Source organism: Anabaena sp. PCC 7108 (assembly GCF_000332135.1).
In the GTDB taxonomy this organism is placed as follows: domain Bacteria; phylum Cyanobacteriota; class Cyanobacteriia; order Cyanobacteriales; family Nostocaceae; genus Anabaena.
Window position 1 is genome coordinate 2,098,022 of sequence record NZ_KB235896.1, and the last position, 19,504, is coordinate 2,117,525.

19 protein-coding genes and 1 pseudogene are annotated in these 19,504 nt (G+C 38.0%); 12 read left to right on the top strand and 8 right to left on the bottom strand.

Going from position 1 to position 19,504, the window contains the following annotated elements:
• Window positions 1-163: 163 nt before the first annotated feature.
• Window positions 164-331 carry a hypothetical protein gene (locus ANA7108_RS30470; RefSeq protein WP_016950712.1) on the bottom strand — a complete coding sequence of 56 codons (168 nt, stop codon included), beginning with the start codon at window positions 329-331 and terminating at the stop codon, window positions 164-166.
• Window positions 332-1,080: 749 nt separating this feature from the next.
• On the opposite strand from ANA7108_RS30470, the gene ANA7108_RS0110335 reads away from it, so the two are divergent.
• Both ANA7108_RS0110335 and ANA7108_RS0110340 read left to right on the top strand, forming a co-directional pair.
• Window positions 1,081-1,554, top strand: coding sequence for an NUDIX domain-containing protein (locus ANA7108_RS0110335; RefSeq protein WP_016950713.1), 474 nt, complete (start codon window positions 1,081-1,083; stop codon window positions 1,552-1,554).
• 215 nt (window positions 1,555-1,769) lie between these two features.
• A complete protein-coding gene (locus ANA7108_RS0110340) occupies window positions 1,770-2,585 on the top strand; it encodes an alpha/beta fold hydrolase (protein WP_016950714.1) in 816 nt (271 codons plus the stop codon).
• Window positions 2,586-2,632: 47 nt separating this feature from the next.
• On the opposite strand, the gene ANA7108_RS27150 is transcribed toward ANA7108_RS0110340, so the two are convergent.
• From ANA7108_RS27150 to ANA7108_RS0110355, 3 genes are all read right to left on the bottom strand, one after another.
• Complete coding sequence (locus tag ANA7108_RS27150) at window positions 2,633-2,860, bottom strand: hypothetical protein (protein ID WP_016950715.1); 228 nt, start codon at window positions 2,858-2,860, stop codon at window positions 2,633-2,635.
• Between the two features lie 77 nt (window positions 2,861-2,937).
• Window positions 2,938-3,393: a hypothetical protein gene (locus ANA7108_RS0110350; protein WP_016950716.1), complete on the bottom strand. Its 456-nt coding sequence runs from the start codon at window positions 3,391-3,393 to the stop codon at window positions 2,938-2,940.
• An 86-nt stretch (window positions 3,394-3,479) separates the two neighbouring features.
• Window positions 3,480-4,292, bottom strand: a complete 813-nt coding sequence (locus tag ANA7108_RS0110355) for a pantothenate kinase (RefSeq protein ID WP_026104102.1) — start codon at window positions 4,290-4,292, stop codon at window positions 3,480-3,482.
• Window positions 4,293-4,403: 111 nt separating this feature from the next.
• Here ANA7108_RS0110355 and ANA7108_RS0110360 point away from each other — a divergent pair, with 111 nt between their 5' ends.
• Both ANA7108_RS0110360 and ANA7108_RS0110365 read left to right on the top strand, forming a co-directional pair.
• Window positions 4,404-6,152 (top strand): diflavin flavoprotein, encoded by a 1,749-nt coding sequence (locus ANA7108_RS0110360; protein WP_016950718.1) that lies wholly within the window; start codon window positions 4,404-4,406, stop codon window positions 6,150-6,152.
• A 333-nt stretch (window positions 6,153-6,485) separates the two neighbouring features.
• Window positions 6,486-8,210 carry a diflavin flavoprotein gene (locus ANA7108_RS0110365; RefSeq protein ID WP_016950719.1) on the top strand — a complete coding sequence of 575 codons (1,725 nt, stop codon included), beginning with the start codon at window positions 6,486-6,488 and terminating at the stop codon, window positions 8,208-8,210.
• Window positions 8,211-8,243: 33 nt separating this feature from the next.
• Here ANA7108_RS0110365 and ANA7108_RS0110370 read toward each other — a convergent pair whose 3' ends face one another.
• Complete coding sequence (locus ANA7108_RS0110370; RefSeq protein WP_016950720.1) at window positions 8,244-8,501, bottom strand: BrnA antitoxin family protein; 258 nt, start codon at window positions 8,499-8,501, stop codon at window positions 8,244-8,246.
• Window positions 8,502-9,168: 667 nt separating this feature from the next.
• A complete protein-coding gene (locus ANA7108_RS31190; RefSeq protein WP_255344895.1) occupies window positions 9,169-9,294 on the bottom strand; it encodes a hypothetical protein in 126 nt (41 codons plus the stop codon).
• A gap of 334 nt (window positions 9,295-9,628) precedes the next feature.
• Here ANA7108_RS31190 and ANA7108_RS0110375 point away from each other — a divergent pair, with 334 nt between their 5' ends.
• From ANA7108_RS0110375 to ANA7108_RS0110410, 7 genes and pseudogenes are all read left to right on the top strand, one after another.
• Complete coding sequence (locus ANA7108_RS0110375) at window positions 9,629-10,390, top strand: Uma2 family endonuclease (protein WP_016950721.1); 762 nt, start codon at window positions 9,629-9,631, stop codon at window positions 10,388-10,390.
• A 51-nt stretch (window positions 10,391-10,441) separates the two neighbouring features.
• Window positions 10,442-11,005, top strand: a pseudogene (locus ANA7108_RS27155) (Uma2 family endonuclease).
• 115 nt (window positions 11,006-11,120) lie between these two features.
• Window positions 11,121-12,581 carry a hopanoid biosynthesis associated radical SAM protein HpnJ gene (hpnJ, locus tag ANA7108_RS0110385; RefSeq protein ID WP_016950723.1) on the top strand — a complete coding sequence of 487 codons (1,461 nt, stop codon included), beginning with the start codon at window positions 11,121-11,123 and terminating at the stop codon, window positions 12,579-12,581.
• A 64-nt stretch (window positions 12,582-12,645) separates the two neighbouring features.
• Window positions 12,646-13,521, top strand: a complete 876-nt coding sequence (gene hpnK, locus ANA7108_RS0110390) for a hopanoid biosynthesis-associated protein HpnK (protein ID WP_016950724.1) — start codon at window positions 12,646-12,648, stop codon at window positions 13,519-13,521.
• A gap of 76 nt (window positions 13,522-13,597) precedes the next feature.
• Window positions 13,598-14,677: a site-specific DNA-methyltransferase gene (locus tag ANA7108_RS0110395; RefSeq protein WP_016950725.1), complete on the top strand. Its 1,080-nt coding sequence runs from the start codon at window positions 13,598-13,600 to the stop codon at window positions 14,675-14,677.
• 42 nt (window positions 14,678-14,719) lie between these two features.
• The gene (locus ANA7108_RS30475) at window positions 14,720-15,535 is read left to right on the top strand and encodes a hypothetical protein (protein WP_016950726.1); all 816 of its coding nucleotides are present in this window, start codon (window positions 14,720-14,722) and stop codon (window positions 15,533-15,535) included.
• Window positions 15,536-15,586: 51 nt separating this feature from the next.
• Window positions 15,587-16,189 (top strand): restriction endonuclease, encoded by a 603-nt coding sequence (locus tag ANA7108_RS0110410; protein WP_016950727.1) that lies wholly within the window; start codon window positions 15,587-15,589, stop codon window positions 16,187-16,189.
• Window positions 16,190-16,234: 45 nt separating this feature from the next.
• On the opposite strand, the gene ANA7108_RS0110415 is transcribed toward ANA7108_RS0110410, so the two are convergent.
• Window positions 16,235-16,606 carry a DUF2237 family protein gene (locus ANA7108_RS0110415; RefSeq protein WP_026104103.1) on the bottom strand — a complete coding sequence of 124 codons (372 nt, stop codon included), beginning with the start codon at window positions 16,604-16,606 and terminating at the stop codon, window positions 16,235-16,237.
• 34 nt (window positions 16,607-16,640) lie between these two features.
• Window positions 16,641-18,269, bottom strand: coding sequence for a cyclic peptide export ABC transporter (locus ANA7108_RS0110420; RefSeq protein WP_016950729.1), 1,629 nt, complete (start codon window positions 18,267-18,269; stop codon window positions 16,641-16,643).
• Between ANA7108_RS0110420 and hpnI the strand changes: the two genes are divergently transcribed.
• Window positions 18,270-19,421 (top strand): bacteriohopanetetrol glucosamine biosynthesis glycosyltransferase HpnI, encoded by a 1,152-nt coding sequence (gene hpnI / locus ANA7108_RS0110425; RefSeq protein WP_016950730.1) that lies wholly within the window; start codon window positions 18,270-18,272, stop codon window positions 19,419-19,421. It begins immediately after the preceding gene.
• Window positions 19,422-19,504: the final 83 nt, after the last annotated feature.

Here is a 19,504-nt window from a genome sequence, read left to right on the forward strand (position 1 = left end):
CTAAAGATTAAAAGATTCAAAGAGTACAGATATAGCAGTTGCCAGGGTAATTAGGACAATCTTAAATTCTGGAATCTTTGCTCAAACAAGAATTTGACAAAGCTGATTGCTGTTGGCGTAGCCTGCCTTCAGGCCTATGCTGACTGCTATGTAACTAGGCGAATTAATCAGTCTCAGCAGCAGCTGTTGATCCTTCCTCTTCTTCACTCTTAGGAGGTCTTTGTTGGAACCTTCTTTGCATTCTTCCTGTCGTAGTCCGTTTACGAAACTTTCTGGCATATGCCTGGTTCCGTAGCGCCTTTTCTTTTTTGGGGTTACGGCGCTTGGCCATATTCACCTCATGAATAAACAACAAAAAATCGGCATCTAGGCAATATCAGCTACCGATATTATTGATATACTTTTAGCCTAGTGCAAAAAACCAATACATTAGAAACAGCATATCATCGTATCGTATTTAAATAGGTGATGTCAAGCAAAAAATCCAGTCATTTCCGCAAAATTCAAACATTGTACGTAAACAATATATCTCTAAAATTACTCTGAAATTATACGTATTTTCTGGATTTAAATAAAAAATTGATCCCATAGCAGAATTCAGAAGTCAGAAATCAGGAGTTTGAGGTAAAAGCCGCTAGGTATTTGATCTAGCTATGTGGCGTAAGCAATATTTTTATTTTCAGTTTGTACTTCATTTGCTTCTAATCTTTTGTATATGAACGCTTTCTATAGATAAGTAGTTAATAAATAAATTCAAAAATATACTTAATTAACTTAATTTATTCCCCAAAGTTTCCTGAATTTATTTTACCAATCTTGTATTTATTATTGTTTATAATTAGGCTTTGCCTCTGTTCTAATTCTCAAGAAATATTCGGAAGATTGATTAAGTTAATGCAGTTACTGAAAGCAGATGTTAAAATTGATTTATTCTACGGGCATTCGTGAGAATAGAAGCCTTAATACTAAACATTTTTGTATAAAACAAGACTCAAACAAAATTATTTGAGTTAGTGTAAGTGTTAGGGAATTATCGACTACAACATAAACATTTGAAGATTGAAAATTTTCGCTTTTTTTATGCCATTCATCAAGTCCACACGTAGCTTATGGCATTTTGGACAGACAGTATTGGGTATTATTTTTCGCCATCCAATTACTGGTACTAGTATTATCCCGATTTTACCTGATGGTCGAATTGTGCTAATTCGACGGAGCGATGATGGTTGTTGGTCTTTACCTGGTGGTATGGTGGACTGGGGGGAGGATATTCCCAATGCAGTCCGTCGGGAGTTGATGGAAGAAACTGGACTAGAATTAGTGAAAATTCGGCGTTTAGTTGGAGTTTACTCCGCACCAGATCGAGATCCTCGAATTCATTCAATCTGTGTTGTGGTTGAAGCTGAAGTAGAAGGAATAATGGAGGTTAAAGATACTTTAGAAGTTCTGGAAATTCAAGCTTTCCCTTCTACTTCACTACCTAAACCACAGATGTCTCATGACCACTCTCGACAGCTACAAGACTATCTCAATGGCTTAACAACATTAGCATAATAAGATGTTGGATTTTGGATTATATAGGTAATATAAAACAATACCTTGTCCATTTTTTGTAGGTTGGGTTAAGCGACAGCGCAACCCGACGCATTTGTTGGGTTTCATGCTTCAACCCAACCTACAAATCAAGACTTTTTTCGATTTGGACAAGGTATTGATAAAATCTATAATTTAAAATCTAAAGTCTATTAAAAGTGAGTACGTAAACTAAAATGGGTGTTCTATTTCGTAACTCTCGGAGAAAACTCTCTCAAGGATTATTGTTTTGGCTTGAGGTTGGTGAAGGTACTCCTGTAGTTTTCTTGCATGGTGCTTGGCATGATAGCAGCCAATGGGTATCAGTTATGGATTTACTTGCTGAGAATATCCATTGCTTAACACCAGATTTATTGGGTTTTGGGGAATCAGAAAGTCCTAATATCCATCATTCGATAGATTTACAAGTAGAGTGCATATCTGAATTAATCGAGGCTTTGAAATTAGAAAAAGTCTATTTAGTGGGAGATTCTCTGGGTGGTTGGATTGCGGCTAGTTATGCTTTAAAGTATCCAGAAAAAACAAATGGTTTGGTGCTATTAGAACCAGAAGGTGTCGGGATAAAAGGACAAGAAAATTCTTGGCAAAAAGAGCAGAAATTATTTAATTGCCCACCACTAATTTTTAAGATATTACGCTTACTAGCTCCCTTAATTAAATTAATTGGTTGGGAGAAAAGAATTAGTGAAAATTTACAACTAAGACAAAAATTATTGCAATATTCTACAGCTTGTCAACTGCTATTTAACCGACAAGCATTAGAAATTGAAGCAGAATTATTACACAATCGTTTGTACTCACTAGAAGTGCCTTGCTTAATTTTACAAGGTGGTCAAGATACTCCCAATGCTTTAGATAAAAGTCATAATTATGCGCGACTTATTCCTAAAGTTGACTTCAAAATAATTGCTCATGGGGAAAATAATTTACCAGAATCTTGTGCTGGGGTTGTGGCTGAATATATTCGGGATTTTGTTCAGGAAAATTGCTAATTGCTAATTTATATCGGGACTTGTTAAAGTTAATTTTAAATTTTAAATTAAACAACATTATCTAATGTTTGTTGCCAATCTGCGACAAATATTCCTTCGCTTTCAAACCGGGATATATGTTTTAAGTTGGTTGTCACAATAATGACTGCATCAAAACTATTTAATTGCAGAATTCCCTGAGCAGCAAGAATAACATCACCATCTAAACTGTCATTACTTGCTGTTGGCTTTCCCTGATTTCGTACCCATGCCCATAATTCTGCTGCTTTTCGCATTGTTTCAGAAGTGATGGGAATCAGACAAATTTTACTGAGTGAGTCAAGACGCTCTAAACTCTTTTTCTTGCCTTCTCTTATCTTGATAACCGATTTTTGTTTAAAGCTGCTTCGATTTGAGGATAAGCTTCTTGATCATAATCTGATTCATCAGCCATCCATCCATCTACCATATCTATGATTTTTTCTAAAGAATCATCTTTACGTTCTTTTAATTCAATCCCTTGAACTAGATATTCATGGGCGAATTGTAATAGAGTTTTTTCTATGCTATTGGATTCTTGACTTCCTGTGATTAGGGAGTATTTAATATGACCTTTTATACTTGATGATGGGATTAAAGTAGACAATAAGGTACGAGTAAAAATTCCTCTCGTTTCGGTAGAATAGCTGTTAGAATTCAAATAATTGGCTAAACTTGGGGATTTAACCTGAATTAAAGCATCGACTTTTGCTCTAACTTCGAGTAGTTCTTCTACAGAAAGAGCATCTAGTTGCTGCATAATAACATCAACTATTAATGTTTTAGGCATAATTTTACTTAGTGTAAACTTCTATTTCAATTCTATGCTATCTGTCGGTTATTCTCTATGCTTACGTTAAAAATTTATATTCCTAATTAATTATTGCCAAATAGGATTTTCTCCATTCCCAAAAAAATTAAATTATTTTCTAGAATCACCTGGGCTGCTATTTCTGGAAATTGGGTTTGAAGATGGGTTTTCAATAAGTCACTATCTCCTCCAGTAATTGCTATTTTACTTTCAGGAAATAACGATAACCAAGACTGAATAAAATCTTTAATTCCCGCTAATAATGTGTAAATTACACCACTTTGAATTGCTTCTGGTGTATTCATGGCAAAACGTGGAGGCAAAACATTAATTAAACTCGTTTCTAATAATGGTAATTGTCCTGTTTTTTGCCCCAAACTAGTAAACTGTAAACTTAGTCCAGGTAGAATCGCCCCACCTACTAAACGCTGCTGATGATCTGCGCCTGTAAAAGTCAGTGCTGTACCGGCATCAATTACTAATATCGGAAATCCCCATTTTTTTCCTGCACCATGTAAAGCCAAGGCGCGGTCAATTCCTAGGGTGGGATAAATACCGTGGATGGGGATATGGTTTAAAGTAATTAGGCGCACATTTGGGTAAGTTTGCCAAAGTTTTGTTTGACTGGGAACTACGGAAGCTAAAACGAGAGTGATAGGGAGGTTGGGTGAAAGGAAGATGGGACGAGAAGAAGAGGGTGAGAGAGGAAGAGTATTTGTTTTAGCTAACTGTTGCATATCAGATTCTGATAGATGGTCTGTATCCCAAGCGGAGTTAAGGGTATTGTCAACAAATAACGCCCAATGTAAGCGGGAATTACCAATCATTAATCCTATCCAAAGATTATCTGTGCGTTTTGGGGGGGTATTCTGTTTCACACTTTTAACTTTCTTAAGTGAGCCATAGGTTTTTTAAGAAAAACTAACATTCAACCCGTGCCACAATAAAGGAAGAGGAATAAATACTCAATATTATTAAGGAGGGGAATTATGGTATTGCTCACCGATAAATATGATGGACAGGGAAGCCCAACCCCTGAAAAACGGCTTACCATACAGACTGTAGATATTGCTGAGGATACGACAGCGATTCGGTCTTTGGACTGGGATCGAGATCGCTTTGATATTGAGTTTGGTCTGCAAAATGGGACAACATATAACTCGTTTTTGATTCGTGGTCAGCAAACTGCCTTAGTCGATACCTCTCACGAAAAGTTTCGTCAGTTATATTTTGATACACTCACAGGTTTAATAAATCCGCAAGAGATCAACTATTTAATCATCAGCCATACAGAACCAGACCACAGCGGCTTGGTGAAAGATTTGCTGCAAATGGCTCCTGATATTACTGTAGTTGGTTCTAAAGTCGCAATTCAATTCCTGGAAGATTTGGTACATCGGCCTTTTAAGCGGCGGATTGTTAAAAATGGCGATCGCTTGGATCTCGGTAATAATCACGAGGTTGAATTTGTAATTGCTCCTAATTTACACTGGCCTGATACAATTTTCAGCTTTGATCATAAAACCCAAACTCTCTTCACTTGCGATGCTTTCGGGCTACATTACTGCACAGAACGCACCTTTGATGATGACTTGGCAGCCATTGAAAAAGATTTTAAATATTACTATGACTGCTTAATGGGTCCAAATGCCCGGTCGGTATTGTCCGCAATGAAGCGGATGGCGGAACTAAAAACAATCAAAATGATTGCTACTGGTCACGGTCCCTTACTCTTTCACAACGTTGAAGAATTAACCGGACGTTACCGTAATTGGAGTCAAAGCCAAACCAAGGCAGAAACAGTAGTGGGGGTATTTTATGTTTCTGAGTATGGCTATAGCGATCGCTTGGCGCAATCAATCACTAACGGTATTGTTAAAACAGGCGTAGCTGTGGAAATGGTCGATTTGGGTGGAACAGTCGATTTACAAGAGTTACGGGAGCTTGTAGGACGTTGTGCAGGGCTAGTTGTGGGAATGCCCCCAGCTTCTGGTAGTTCCACTATTCAAGCTGCACTGAGTACGGTTTTAGGTTCGGCCAAAGAAAAACAAGCGATTGGGATTTTTGAAACTGGTGGTGGAGATGATGAACCAACCTATCCTCTTTTAAATAAATTCCGATCTGCGGGTTTGACTGTAGGTTTCCCTGTAATTGAAATTCGGGAAACACCGACAGAAAACATTTACAAAAAATGTGAAGAAGCGGGAACTGACTTAGGACAATGGGTAACAAGAGACAAAAGCATTAAAGCCATGAAATCTCTTGGTGCTGATTTAGACAAAGCATTGGGTCGAATCAGCGGCGGTTTATATATCATTACAGCTAAAAAAGGCGATGTATCCAGCGCCATGTTAGCTTCGTGGGTGACTCAAGCCAGTTTCAAACCCTTGGGATTTTCCATTGCGGTAGCTAAAGATAGGGCTATTGAATCACTGATGCAAGTAGGCGATCGCTTTGTTCTCAATGTACTAGAAGAAGGCAATTATCAACCACTGATGAAACACTTCTTAAAACGGTTTGCCCCTGGTGCAGACCGCTTTGAAGGAGTAAGAACCCAACCCGCAGAAAATGGTGCGCCTATTTTAGGTGATGCTTTAGCATATATGGAATGCGAAGTAGTGAGCCGAATGGACTGTGGCGATCATTGGGCAGTATACAGCACCGTCTATGCAGGACGAGTATCAAAACCCGAATCACTGACAGCAGTTCACCACCGGAAAGTCGGAAACCACTATTAATTCGTAATTCGTAATTCGTAATTCCTAATTCCTAATTCCTAATTGAAGAGAAATTTAAAATGGCGAATTATGAATTATCAATTATTAATTACCCAGTAGGGTGGGCAATGTCCACCTTACTAAAAATTCAGGTATTATACAGTTTGGTTTTTTGGTAATGTTTCAGAAACCAATTAGTTGATAAACAAACAGCAGAGGACGCAGAGGACTTAGAGAAATAAGAGTTTGAGGGATTTTGCTTTTGGTTGGTTGAATGTGTTTTAGTTGAATGTCTTGAAGTTGAAATAAACAATATAAATACAAGAAAGATATTAAAAAATGGAGATTAAAGCGATGTCAGAAAATACTAAACCCCGTGATGTACAAATTCTGCCCATTGGCACAGATACAACAATATTAAGATCGCGCAGTTGGACAAGATTAAGATTTGAAATAGAATATGCTTTGGCTAAAGGTACAACTGCTAATTCTTTTTTAATTCAAGGTGATAAAATTGCTTTAATTGATCCTCCTGGAGAAACTTTCACGACAATTTATCTAGAAGCTTTACAAAAACGGATTGATATTAAAGCAGTTGATTATGTAATTCTTGGTCATATCAATCCTAACCGGGCTGCAACATTAAAAGCTTTACTAGAAATTGCTCCCCAAATTACCTTTGTTTGTTCAAATCCAGGAGCAAAAAATTTAAAAGCAGCATTAGAAAATGAAGCCCTAGAAAATCAGAATCCAATTTTAGTAATGCGGGGAGATGAAACTTTAGATTTAGGTAAAGGACATCATCTGCAATTTATTCCTACACCTAATCCCCGTTATGCTGACGCACTTTGTACCTATGATCCCCAAACAGAAATTCTATTTTCTGATAAATTATTTGGGGCGCATATTTGTGGTGATCAAGTATTTGATGAAGGTTGGGAAGTATTTAATGAAGATAGGCGTTATTATTTCGATTGTCTCATGGCTCCCCACGCCAGACAAGTAGAAACAGCTTTGGATAAATTGGCAGATTTACCAATTAGATTATATGCCACTGGTCATGGTCCATTGGTAAGATACGCTTTACAGGAACTTACCCACTCTTATCGAGAATGGATACAACAGCAAACTAATGCTGACATGACCGTAGCTTTGATTTATGCTTCCGCCTATGGTAATACTACGACATTAGCTCAAGCGATCGCACGTGGTATAACCAAAGCAGGTGTTAGTGTCGAATCTATTAACTGCGAATTTACCGAACCCGAAGAAATCAAAGCCGCAGTCGAAAAATCCGCTGGTTTTGTCATTGGTTCTCCCACACTAGGCGGCCACGCACCTACACCAGTCCAAACAGCTTTAGGAATTGTCTTATCTACCGCCACAAATAATAAATTAGCTGGGGTTTTCGGTTCTTTTGGTTGGAGTGGAGAAGCGGTTGATTTAATTGAAAACAAACTCAAAGACGCAGGTTACAGATTTGGTTTTGATACTATTCGCGTCAAGTTCAAACCCAACGAAGTCACTTTACAAACCTGCGAAGAAGCCGGAACCGATTTTGCTCAAGCATTGAAACGCGCTGCTAGAAAATCCGTAGTTGCTAAACAACCAGCAACTAATGTAGAACAAGCCGTTGGGCGCATTGTTGGTTCTTTGTGTGTTGTCACCGCTACTCAAGGAGAAGTGAAAACAGGAATGTTAGCATCTTGGGTAACACAAGCCAGCTTTAACCCTCCTGGTTTAACCATTGCGGTAGCTAAGGATAGGGCGATGGAAAATATGACCCACACTGGTAATGAATTTGTTGTCAACATCTTGGCAGAAGGTCGGGAAATACGTAAGCATTTTATGAAGGTTTACACCCCTGGACAAGATAGATTTGCGGGTTTAGCGACTGAGGAAGCTAGTAATGGTGGTGTGATTCTGAATGGTGCTTTAGCTTACCTGGAGTGTTCTGTCCAAAGTCGCATGGAAGCAGGTGATCATTGGTTGGTTTATGCGACTGTTAATGATGGGAAGGTCTTAAATCAAGAAGCTGTAACTGCTGTACATCATCGGAAATCTGCGAGTTATTATTAAGAACCCCTCCCCGCTGTTTCGTGGAGGGGTAATTTATTTACCCATTTGGCCTAATTCTTCTCGTAATACTCGCCGTAGCGTTGCTTCTAATGGTTCACGGCGTTGTTGAATATACTCAAGCAGGGCATCATTAATCAATGTTTGGTAATTTCCGCCACCTGCTCGGTGTACTTGCTCACGAAACCATGTCAGTATTTCATCATCTAGGCGAATTGTAATCCTGGTTTTTCCAGGTGGTGTGGGTTCAATCGCACCCCGTTTACCTTGACTAAAATTATACTCGGTTTCCATAGTTTATTCTTCCTCATATTGTATGCACATTTGTACATACTAACAAAGTAGGAATGCTCAGTTAATAAAATTGTAGGTTGGGTAGAATAAAAAATCAGGACTTACGCAAAATCAGGAATAAACGAACCGCGAAGGCGCGAAGGACACGAAGGAAGAAGGGTTTGAGAGAGTTCTTGCGTAAGTCCTGAAAAATGATAGCGATCGCTTTCCTCCCCCCAACCATCGCATTTTTGGAGTTTGGACAAAGGTGATGTAAATACAGTATGCAGGAAAATAAAAAATATATCCCTCGTTCCCAGACTCCGGCTGGGAATGCCTACCAGGAGGCTCTGCCTCCAATCCCAGAATACAAGCCACTTTACCAGATTTTGTGCTGGTACTTGAGGCAGAGCCTCATCAACTGCATTCCTAGTCAGAGACTAGGAACGAGAAAAACTCGTTACGATAATCTAAAAACTTAGAGTAAGACTTGACGACGATAGATAAAGTGTGTATCATATTAAATATGTCAATAAAAAAAGGGCAGTGCTACCAACACTATCCGGTTTCCAGTGTATTTAAAAACACAAGCAAAATCTTACAATGCCTGTTATAAATACATGACACTGGTTTAGTTGAATCAATCTGAAAAACTGTTCTAATTTAATACTGAAAAACAATAAAACACTTATTTTTTCAGTATTTCTATTATAGGCAGTATGTTTTTGGCTAATAAAATGGCATTAGGCAAAATGTAGGCTATGACTAGCATTAAAGCCAAAGCCAACACCATGGTAATTATTAGACTGCTCATTTATTTCATTCCTTTTTTGTGATAAATACGCAATTTATAACCCTACGACACCCGATAAGATACATCTGGGTGGATTTCCGTTTTCATTGCATAATGATTGCTATTGTATCATATATATAAAAAAAGTACGAATAAATTTAATCTTTGACTCCTGTGCCTAAATATATAACTTTTTGCCAAAATACTCCCAGATTTAAGGCTAAGAGTAGATTTGTAGGTTGGGTTGAAGCATGAAACCCAACGCATTTGTTGGGTTGCGCTGTCGCTTAACCCAACCTACAGAAAATGGACAAGGTATTGATAGTGAACTTGACATTTCTTTTTTGCAGCCGTTATGTATCAAACAGACCCACCGCGTTCTGCTAAGGAATTCCTACCAACAATGTATGATTTACCTAGCGAAGATCCAGAGGAAGCCGGTTTGCCAGACGAATTTCATCTTTTACAACCCCAATTATTACGGGAAACTTTTTGTCCGTCAGACTTCCCGGAAAATCAGGTATTTATCGCCACAGACCTAAATCTTTACTACGATGTTCATCATCCATTATGGTATAAACGCCCTGACTGGTTTGCTGTCGTTGATGTCCCCAGGTTGTATGCACAAAAAGAACTGCGGCTGAGTTATGTAGTTTGGCAAGAAGGCGTTAATCCTTTTGTAGTGGTAGAATTTATTTCACCAGGAACAGAAAAAGAAGATTTAGGGAGAACCCTACGAGATGCTAGTCAACCTCCAACTAAATGGGAAGTTTACGAACGAGTTTTAAGAGTACCCTATTATATAGTTTTTGACCGTTACACTGACCAGTTAAGAGCATTTCAGTTACAGGGAAGTAGTTATGCTGAATTGGAAATCAATCAACTGCGTGTATGGTTAAATGATATTGAATTAGGTTTGGGACTGTGGCAAGGTGTCTATGAAGGCATTGAACGGCAGTGGTTACGCTGGTATGATGCTTCAGGTAACTGGGTTCTCACACCGGCAGAACGGGAAAGAAAACAAGGGGAACGGGAAAGACGACGTGCAGAAAGATTAGCAGCACAATTACGCACTCTAGGTGTTGAACCTGATTTTGGTGATGATGAAGAGGGCTAAACGGCTGACTCTGAAAAATTTAAAACAGAACAATTGCACTAATAATCTGCTATGAATACCGTCACCTTAAATTTAGATCCAGTTATTCACCTGACAGATGAGCAATTCTACCAACTCTGTACTGATAATAGAGACTTAAACCTAGAACTAACCGCAACAGGACAACTAATAATTCTCCCAGGTTCAGGAGGAGAAAAAGGTATTCAAGAAGCAAACCTAATTGCTAATTTAGGTCTTTGGAATTACCAAACCAAATTAGGAATAGTATTTAGTTCCTCAACAATATTCCGACTTCCCAATGGTGCAAAACGTTCACCTGATGTAGCTTGGATAAAAGTAGAACGCTGGGAAGCATTAACAGAAGAAGAACGGGAAAAATTTCCCCCACTCACACCAGATTTTATAATTGAACTGAGATCAAAATCAGACAGATTGAAAACCCTGCAAGAAAAATGCACCGAATATATAGATAATGGTTTGCGTTTAGGTTGGTTAATTAATCCCCAAGACAAACAAGTAGAAATTTACCGACCTGGAAAACCTGTATAAATCGTTCAACTTCCTGCTGTACTTTCTGGAGAAGACGTTTTACCAGGATTTGAACTACAGCTTTAAACGACATGAGAGTTTTTAGCCTTATTTAGTATAAATTTAAAATGTACCAATTAAAAAAATTTGCCGTGCAGGACTTGTGAAAATATAAACACAGTTCCTGACTAAAAAATTGTATATGAAAAAAACCCTATTCCTGAGTCCACCTTCCTTTGATGGCTTTGACGGTGGTGCTGGTTCACGATACCAGGCTAAACGAGAAATTACTTCCTTTTGGTATCCTACATGGTTAGCGCAACCCGCAGCCCTGGTTCCAGGTAGCAGGCTAGTAGATGCACCACCACATAGTCAAACTGTGGAAGATGTGCTGAAAATTGCCAAAGATTATGAATTGGTAATTATGCACACCAGCACCCCCTCCCTCGTGAATGATGTCAAGTGTGCTGAAGCCATTAAAGCCCAAAACCCAAATGTGCAGATTGGTTTTGTGGGGGCGCACGTTGCGGTATTACCAGAAGAGACTCTGCGGGAAAATCCAGTTATCGACTTTGTATGTCGGAATGAGTTTGACTATACCTGTAAAGAAGTCGCAGAAGGTAAATCTTTATCAGAAATCACGGGTTTAAGCTACCGTGACCAAAATTCCCAGATTCGCCATAATGAAGAGCGTGCTTTGATTCACGACTGGGATGCTATGCCCAGTGTACTGCCAGTTTATGCTCGTGATTTAGATATTAGCAAATATTTCATTGGCTATTTGCTGCATCCTTATATTTCTTTTTACACCGGGCGCGGTTGTCCAGCAAAATGTACTTTTTGTTTGTGGCCGCAAACCATTGGTGGACACCTTTACCGTCATAAAACCCCAGAAGCGGTGGGAAGAGAAATGGAAGAAGCCAAAGCCTTGTTTGGGGACAAGGTGCGGGAGTATATGTTTGATGATGACACGTTTACTATTGATAAGCATCGAGCGATCGCAATTAGCGAACACATGAAGCGGCTAAACCTGACTTGGAGTTGCAACGCCCGCGCTAATTTAGATTACGATACTTTAAAAACTTTACGGGATAACGGTTTACGCTTGTTGCTTGTGGGTTTTGAATCAGGAAATCAAGAAACTCTCAACCGCATCAAAAAAGGTATCAAGCTAGAAGTGGCGCGGGAATTTATGAAAAATTGCCACAAACTCGGTATCACCGTCCACGGTACTTTTATTATTGGTTTACCGATTGAAACCAGAGAAAGTGTAGAAGAAACAATTCGCTTTGCTTGTGAACTTAGTCCCCATACAATTCAAGTTTCTATAGCTGCACCTTATCCCGGTACAGAACTTTATGAACAAGCTAGGGCTAACGGTTGGTTTGCGAACGAATCATTAGTTGCAACTTCCGGTATTCAAACCTCAACTTTGCAATATCCTACTCTTTCCAGTGCAGAAATTGAAGATGCTGTTGAGCAAATGTATCGCAAATTCTACTTCCGTCCCAAAGCAATTATTCCCATTGTCCGGGAAATGTTGACTGATAGACAGATGTTAGTACGTCGTCTGCGAGAAGGTGGGGAGTTTTTCTCTTACTTGAAAGAACGTCGCACCCAGTCTGTCGCTAACGCTAAAGCAAATCAGACGGCTGTTGTTTAATAGTGTGGAGACGTTTCCTGAAACGTCTCTACATCCAAGACTAAATTAACAAATATGGATATTAATGGTTGAGGAAAAAGAACAAAAACATCGTCGTTTCGCCATTATCAATGGTGATGATTTCGGCTTTTCTCCAGGTGTGAATCAAGCCATAATCCAAGCACATAGCCAAGGCGTGCTGACTAGTACTAGTTTAATGGTAAGTGGTGATGCGGCCGAAGATGCGATCGCACTGGCAAAAAATTACCCTGATTTAGCAGTCGGTTTACACCTGGTGTTGGTTTGCGGTAAATCAGTTTTACCACCTTCGCAAATTCCCCATTTAGTCGATTCAGATGGTAACTTTTCTGATAATCCCACCCAAGCAGGATTAAGTTACCAATTTAACCCAGCTACCCGTGAGGAACTTCGTCAAGAAATCCGCGCCCAATTAGAAAAATTCCGCAATTCAGGTTTACAGCTTTCTCATGTTGATGGACATTTACACCTTCATGTACATCCTGTAATTTTAGGAATTTTAGTAGAATTAGCAAATGAATTTCATATTAAATTCATTCGTTTACCATCTGAAGAATTGGCAAAAAGTCTTAAACTTGATCAACGTAATTTACTGATTAAAATAGTTTGGTCAATAGTATTTGGACAATTGCGCCGTTACGGTGAGAATTTATTAAAAACTCATAATATTGAATTTGCTGAACGAGTTTATGGCTTATTACAAACTAGCAATGTCACAGAAGAATATTTACTGGGTTTGATACCGCAAATTCAAGCCGATTTAATAGAAATTTATTCTCACCCCGCAATAGTTAACGCTGGAGAACCGTTGAATACTCCAGGTGGTGAAGTCGAACTTGCGGGGTTATTGAGTGTGCGTGTGCGTGAAATGTTGGCGGTGAATGGGTTTGAGTTGACAAATTATATAAAGTTGAATAAATGAAAATAAGGTGTTAGTAATTAGATAAAATCAAGAAATATTTTTATAATTTTACAGATTTTTGTGTAATAAAAAATATATGAAACTTAATTGTAAGCCTTATTATGAAACCAAATTTGGTGCAACTTATTTAGGAAATAGCCTAGAACTCATGGCACATATTCCTAATGAAACTATCGACCTAATTTGTACATCTCCACCATTTGCACTGGTTCGTAAAAAAGAATACGGAAACGTTGATGCTGATGAATATATTGAATGGTTTAAAGATTATGCAGCACAGTTTTATCGTATTCTTAAACCGACTGGTTCACTAGTTATTGATATTGGTGGTAGCTGGATTAAGGGGATACCAGTTCGCTCACTTTATCATTTTGAACTGGTTGTTGCCTTGTGTAAAGCGAAAGAAAAAGGCGGACTTGGGTTTTATCTAGCACAAGAATTATACTGGTATAATCCAGCAAAATTACCTACTCCAGCTGAATGGGTGACAATTCGTAGGGAAAGAGTCAAAGATTCGGTAAATACAATTTGGTGGCTGTCAAAAGACCCACATCCTAAAGCTAATAATAGAAGGGTTTTAAAGCCTTATAGTAATGCAATGAAAAACCTTTTGAAGAATGGCTATAAACCCAAAGTCAGACCTTCAGGTCATGACATTTCTAATAAATTTGGGAATGATAGAGGAGGTGCTATACCCTCGAATATTATTGATTGCTGTACAGATAAAGGAGAAATAGGACAACCAATTCTTATTCAAGAAAATTTATCTGAAGATTTAGTTCAACCAGTCAATATTATTTCTGCTTCTAATACTGCTTCCAATGATTATTATCAAAGACGTTGCAAAGAAGAAGGTTTTAAACCCCACCCAGCAAGATTTCCTCAAGCATTACCAGAGTTTGTGATCAATCTTTGTACAGAACCTGGTGATATTGTTTTAGAACCTTTCGCTGGTTCTAACATGACAGGTCGAGTTGCAGAAACCTTACAAAGACGCTGGTTAGCTTTTGAGATTGATGAACAATATATCATAAGCTCAAAACTAAGATTTGAAGAAAATGCTCCTTTGGTTGTTGAACCTCCAACAGATTTACCAAAATTAACATTAGAAAATAATAATCAAAACCAACAAGGAGTACAGTTAGGACTATTTTAATAAAAGCTCTGAAACTAACTATATTTTTTAAGGAATTGCGGAATGGAGTCTAAAAAATTAAAAAGGTTTACTTATGGAGACCAGTTTGATCCAGCTAAATTTTCTTTAGTCGAAATTTTAGGGTTATGTAAAGAGTGTCAACCAAATCGGGACACGCTAAAAGTCAATATTGCCCAACGCTATTTCTCACAACATTCTCAAGGGACTTCATCTACACTATCTGAACAAAATATCCGCACATTAGCACTAAACTGTTTTTTATCACTCAAAAACTATCAACTAATTGAAGAGTTAGAACAGTCACACCAATATAAACTTACTCCTCTTGCTATAGAAATTTTATTTAATACCAACAATACTTCATTTGTCAATCAGAAGTTTGCATCTCACATATTAAATAATTTATCAGGCATGGCTTTATTGAAAGCTATCGAAGCAATTAATGCTAGAGGTGAAGAGCCACAGTTGGAGTCGATAGCATATGAATTGCAGGAAAGAGGATATGCCATATCGCCTAACTGCACTTATGTAAGTACTATGAGACATTGGTTATCCCTAGCAGGTGTTTTTGAACGAAAATGTGAAATTAATTGGGATGTTGTTTCCGATATTTTAGGCATAAATAAAGATTTCATCGACGAGATTTATACCTTAAATCCGGGACAAAAACATTTTCTGCTGAGTCTGCTTAATCTTAATGTACAAGAATTTACACCTGCTAACAAAGTTGCCCAACATACCAGAAGTATTTATAAATTAAGACTCACTACTAAAAATTTAGTCAAGGATATTCTTGAGCCTCTTGCAAATCTCGGTTTGATAGAAACAGAAAAAACCACAAGTGGCAGAGGAGCTTAATCGAATAAGGTCAGATTAACTAGCAAAGCCCAATCTGAACTATTAGCACCCATGCTAAAATCAATCGCTAATGAAACACGACTTTCTGAAATTGAACTAAACCGGACTTTTGATGATGTTGTAACTGAATTAAATCATCCAGATAAACATATTAAAGGCAAAGCGTTAGAGCTTCTGGCAATTTGGATGATACGCCTCACCAGTCTGCGTTTTACAAAATGGCGCAACAGAGAAAAAGGTAAAGGAGAAGTAGATGTTTTAGCAGCTTCTGATAGGTTTGTTTATAGTCGGTGGCAGATTCAATGCAAAAATACATCTAAAGTTGATACTGATGTCTTAGCCAAAGAAATTGGGCTAACATTTGTGACAGGGGCAGATGTCGTAATGGTTGTAACAACTGGTGAATTTACAAGAGATGCTTATCAGTATGCATATAGGATGATGGAAGTATCTCGCTACTATATGATTCTGTTACAAAAAGATGATATTGAAGCAATTAAAAGGGATAAGACGAATATTGTTGAAATTTTTGACAGAAAGGCTAGGCGAGTATTTGCGAAAAAAGAACTTGATGTGTCCGATGAAGAATTAAATGAAATTGAACAGGAAGAAAATTTGATGGTTGAAGCTATGGAAGATGAAAATAGTGATTAGGTAATCGTTAGTTGCATCATCTGCACTCAAACACAACTAAAAACTTCATTTCTTTGTAACGGCGTGTTTTTGCAAATCTTCCAAATTACACACCTCCACAGCCCTAGCATGGGTAGCTGAGAGGACAACTGGAGGTGCAACCCCAGCCTCAAGAGCTTCTTGCCAACGGGCTGCACACAAACACCAACAATCACCAGGTTTCAAACCGGGAAAATTATATTCAGGAAAAGGGGTACTCAAGTCGTTTCCTTGAGATTTGGTGAATTCTAAAAATTCTGCTGTCACTTGAGCGCAAACCACGTGCATTCCCACATCTTGTCCACCTGTTGTACAAAACCCGTCGCGGTAATACCCTGTCATGGGAGAAGTGCAACAAATTTCTAAGTTTGTTCCTAATACATTTTTCGCGTCTGCCATATTTAATCCTAATTTCATCCTATAACTGTAAGTTTTAAAGGCAATATTCTTTATTATATTCAATTTTACCGTAGTCTAGTTTAATGATGCGGTCTGCTAGATGAAAATAGCGATCATCATGGCTAATTACGAGGATGGTTTTACCTTGTTTTCGCAATTCTGGTAATAACTGAGTATAGAATATTTCTTTAAATATGGGATCTTGATCTGCTGCCCATTCATCAAATAGATAAATTGGTCTATCTTCTAAATAAGCTGTTAATAAAGCTAATCTTTTTCGCTGTCCTTGAGAAAGTGCTGTTGTAGAAAGTTGTCCATTTTCTATTTTTACTTTATGGTCTAATTGTAGTTTCTTGATATATTCTCTTGCCGCAAAATCTAGAGCGCTATTTTCTAAACCCAAAAGTTCTTCAAATAAATAAAAGTCGGAGAAAACAACAGCAAAATGTTGACGATACCATTCACGATTTTGATCATTAATTAATTCTCCATCAAAGACAATTTCTCCGTTTTCAGGAATGTATAATCCAGTAATTAATTTAGCTAGGGTAGATTTACCGCTACCGTTGCCACCAACAATGAAGATTATTTCTTGAGGATAGATTGTTAAATCAATTGAACCAAGGATAAAGTTGTTATCTTCTTGTTCTCTGTAATAAGTGTGAGTGATACCCTTAAATTGTAAACTTTGCCAGAAATATTTAATAGGGGGTGGTAATGTTGAGATTTCTGCCCGATTACCTAGAGATAAACCTAAAGATTCTATTTTTTGTAAGGCGATATTAGCTTTAGTAATTTGGGGAAGATTACTAACAATATTATCCATCGGCAACATCAAATAAGTAAAAGTTAGAATATAACTGGAAAGGGTTGGAGGACTGATAGGCAATAATTTAGGTAATACAAATAATAAAAAACCCATCGCAAAAAAGAATAGAAGTTTACCCCAACTAGTAGTTGCCGCAAATAAAGTCAAACCATCAATATTATGACGGCGAAATTGGCTGGCAGTTGATTGTAAATTTTTGGTTAAAAATACTTGTCGGCGTTGATAGTTAAGTTTAAGTTCTTTGATGCCATCTGTAATAGTTCCTAAATGCTTAAATAGTAAATCTTGATCTTCACGGGCAAGGGCTAATAATTGCCCTCCTCGATTTAACAACCATTGGCAGCTACCTATACCCACTACCATTAAAATAACTAGCATTAATAATACTAACCAAGATAAGCAAGTGATATAAACCAAACAACCCAAAACAGTTGCTAAATCAATGCACATAAAGGGTACGATATATACAGCATTGGCAACAGCTTGGACATCTTCTGTTAAAGTTGCTAATAATCGAGGATTTCCGATTTGTTCTAAATAACTTAACTCAGAAGCAAGTATTTGCCTACTCAAGCGCATTCTTAATTGTAAAATGGCATTTTGAGAGAGGCGAATTAGCATTACTTGTGTAATGATGCTAGTAATTAAAGCGATAATTACTAAACCCAAAAATCCGCAAGTAATCAATATTAAAGGTGCAGTATGTCCTTGATTTGCGCCCCTACCAATGAGGGCAATTAGTCCAGCACTACTAGCACCACTGACAAAACCAGTAAAGATAGCGATCGCTACCATTACCCAAGAAGAACTTAAAAGAAAGTAAATTAGATTCATGTGTTAATTGTGAGTTATCAGTTGTCTGCTGTTTTACTTACTGCCTCCTTTTGTTTATCAGCAGTTTTATTCTACTGTTACGGGATTTATGCTGCCATAGCATTTCGGCGTTTTTCCTATCCAGTCAATCCCGAATTTCATCCACCTCTAACCATTCTTAAGCCACTTTGTGGGCTAGATGCGGAGACTTACACAAATCTGGCTTCATTTTGTCAGCAGTATTACCCACAATACCAGATTGTCTTCGGGGTAAGAGATTTCATTGACCCCTGTATAGAAATTATTGAAAAACTAATTCAGCAATTTCCCAATGTGGATATTAGCTTAGTTGTCAATGATGAAATTATGGGTACAAACTTAAAGGTAAGTAACTTAGCCAATGCTTTCACCACAGCCAAACATGACATATTAGTTATCGCTGATAGTGATATTCGTGTTGATAAAAATTATTTACAACAGATTATCCAACCACTAAGAGATCCCGGTGTTGGTGTTGTCACCTGCTTATATCGTTCCTTAGCCCAGGGATGGGTAGCCAGATTAGACGCAATTGGTACGGCTACAGACTTTCATGCAGGTGTTTTAGTCAGCAATCAATTAGAGGGGATCAAATTTGCGCTTGGTTCTACAATAGTGATTCGTCAACAAGTGCTAGAAAAAATTGGTGGCTTTGAAGCGATCGCAGATTATCTCGCTGACGATTTTCAACTTGGTCATCTCTCAGCCCAAGCTGGTTATCAAGTCCTATTATCTAATTATATAGTTGATCATGTTTTAGATACCAGCAGCCTGAAGGACACCATCAAACGCCAAATCCGCTGGGCTAGGTGTATCCGTGTTTCTCGCCCTTGGGGTTATTTAGGACTAGTCTTTACCTACGGAACAGTTTTTAGTCTACTGTTACTAATAACTAGCGGTGGTTCTATATTCGCCTGGACTACGTTAGTAATTACTTGGGGAATGCGGTTAGTTATGGCTTGGGTTGTCGGAGTCAAAGTGTTGCATGATCCAGTGGCCAAAAAGTTTTTATGGCTCATCCCTTTCCGCGATTTGCTGCATTTCTTCATCTGGTGCTATAGCTTTTTTGGTAGCACTATTGAATGGCGGAAACAGCGGATGAAGTTGACTCACGAGGGTAAGTTGGTGGTGTAGCAGGTGACAGTGTGAAAAGTCAGATTTGGATTTGAGATTGACCTTTTTTTAATTAAAACTTAAAAATTAAAAATTTAAGATTA

What these genes read in the sequence shown, in the direction of transcription:
- ANA7108_RS0110410 (WP_016950727.1), top strand. Translation starts at nt 15,587, where the DNA reads ATGCTAAAATCAATCGCTAATGAAACACGACTTTCTGAAATTGAACTA.
- ANA7108_RS27150 (WP_016950715.1), bottom strand. Translation starts at nt 2,860, where the DNA reads ATGCGAAAAGCAGCAGAATTATGGGCATGGGTACGAAATCAGGGAAAG.
- ANA7108_RS0110415 (WP_026104103.1), bottom strand. Translation starts at nt 16,606, where the DNA reads ATGGCAGACGCGAAAAATGTATTAGGAACAAACTTAGAAATTTGTTGC.
- ANA7108_RS0110365 (WP_016950719.1), top strand. Translation starts at nt 6,486, where the DNA reads ATGTCAGAAAATACTAAACCCCGTGATGTACAAATTCTGCCCATTGGC.
- ANA7108_RS0110350 (WP_016950716.1), bottom strand. Translation starts at nt 3,393, where the DNA reads ATGCCTAAAACATTAATAGTTGATGTTATTATGCAGCAACTAGATGCT.
- ANA7108_RS0110370 (WP_016950720.1), bottom strand. Translation starts at nt 8,501, where the DNA reads ATGGAAACCGAGTATAATTTTAGTCAAGGTAAACGGGGTGCGATTGAA.
- ANA7108_RS30475 (WP_016950726.1), top strand. Translation starts at nt 14,720, where the DNA reads ATGGAGTCTAAAAAATTAAAAAGGTTTACTTATGGAGACCAGTTTGAT.
- ANA7108_RS0110375 (WP_016950721.1), top strand. Translation starts at nt 9,629, where the DNA reads ATGTATCAAACAGACCCACCGCGTTCTGCTAAGGAATTCCTACCAACA.
- ANA7108_RS0110360 (WP_016950718.1), top strand. Translation starts at nt 4,404, where the DNA reads ATGGTATTGCTCACCGATAAATATGATGGACAGGGAAGCCCAACCCCT.
- ANA7108_RS31190 (WP_255344895.1), bottom strand. Translation starts at nt 9,294, where the DNA reads ATGAGCAGTCTAATAATTACCATGGTGTTGGCTTTGGCTTTAATGCTA.
- ANA7108_RS0110335 (WP_016950713.1), top strand. Translation starts at nt 1,081, where the DNA reads ATGCCATTCATCAAGTCCACACGTAGCTTATGGCATTTTGGACAGACA.
- hpnJ (WP_016950723.1), top strand. Translation starts at nt 11,121, where the DNA reads ATGAAAAAAACCCTATTCCTGAGTCCACCTTCCTTTGATGGCTTTGAC.
- ANA7108_RS0110340 (WP_016950714.1), top strand. Translation starts at nt 1,770, where the DNA reads ATGGGTGTTCTATTTCGTAACTCTCGGAGAAAACTCTCTCAAGGATTA.
- hpnK (WP_016950724.1), top strand. Translation starts at nt 12,646, where the DNA reads ATGGTTGAGGAAAAAGAACAAAAACATCGTCGTTTCGCCATTATCAAT.
- ANA7108_RS0110420 (WP_016950729.1), bottom strand. Translation starts at nt 18,269, where the DNA reads ATGAATCTAATTTACTTTCTTTTAAGTTCTTCTTGGGTAATGGTAGCG.
- ANA7108_RS30470 (WP_016950712.1), bottom strand. Translation starts at nt 331, where the DNA reads ATGGCCAAGCGCCGTAACCCCAAAAAAGAAAAGGCGCTACGGAACCAG.
- ANA7108_RS0110395 (WP_016950725.1), top strand. Translation starts at nt 13,598, where the DNA reads ATGAAACTTAATTGTAAGCCTTATTATGAAACCAAATTTGGTGCAACT.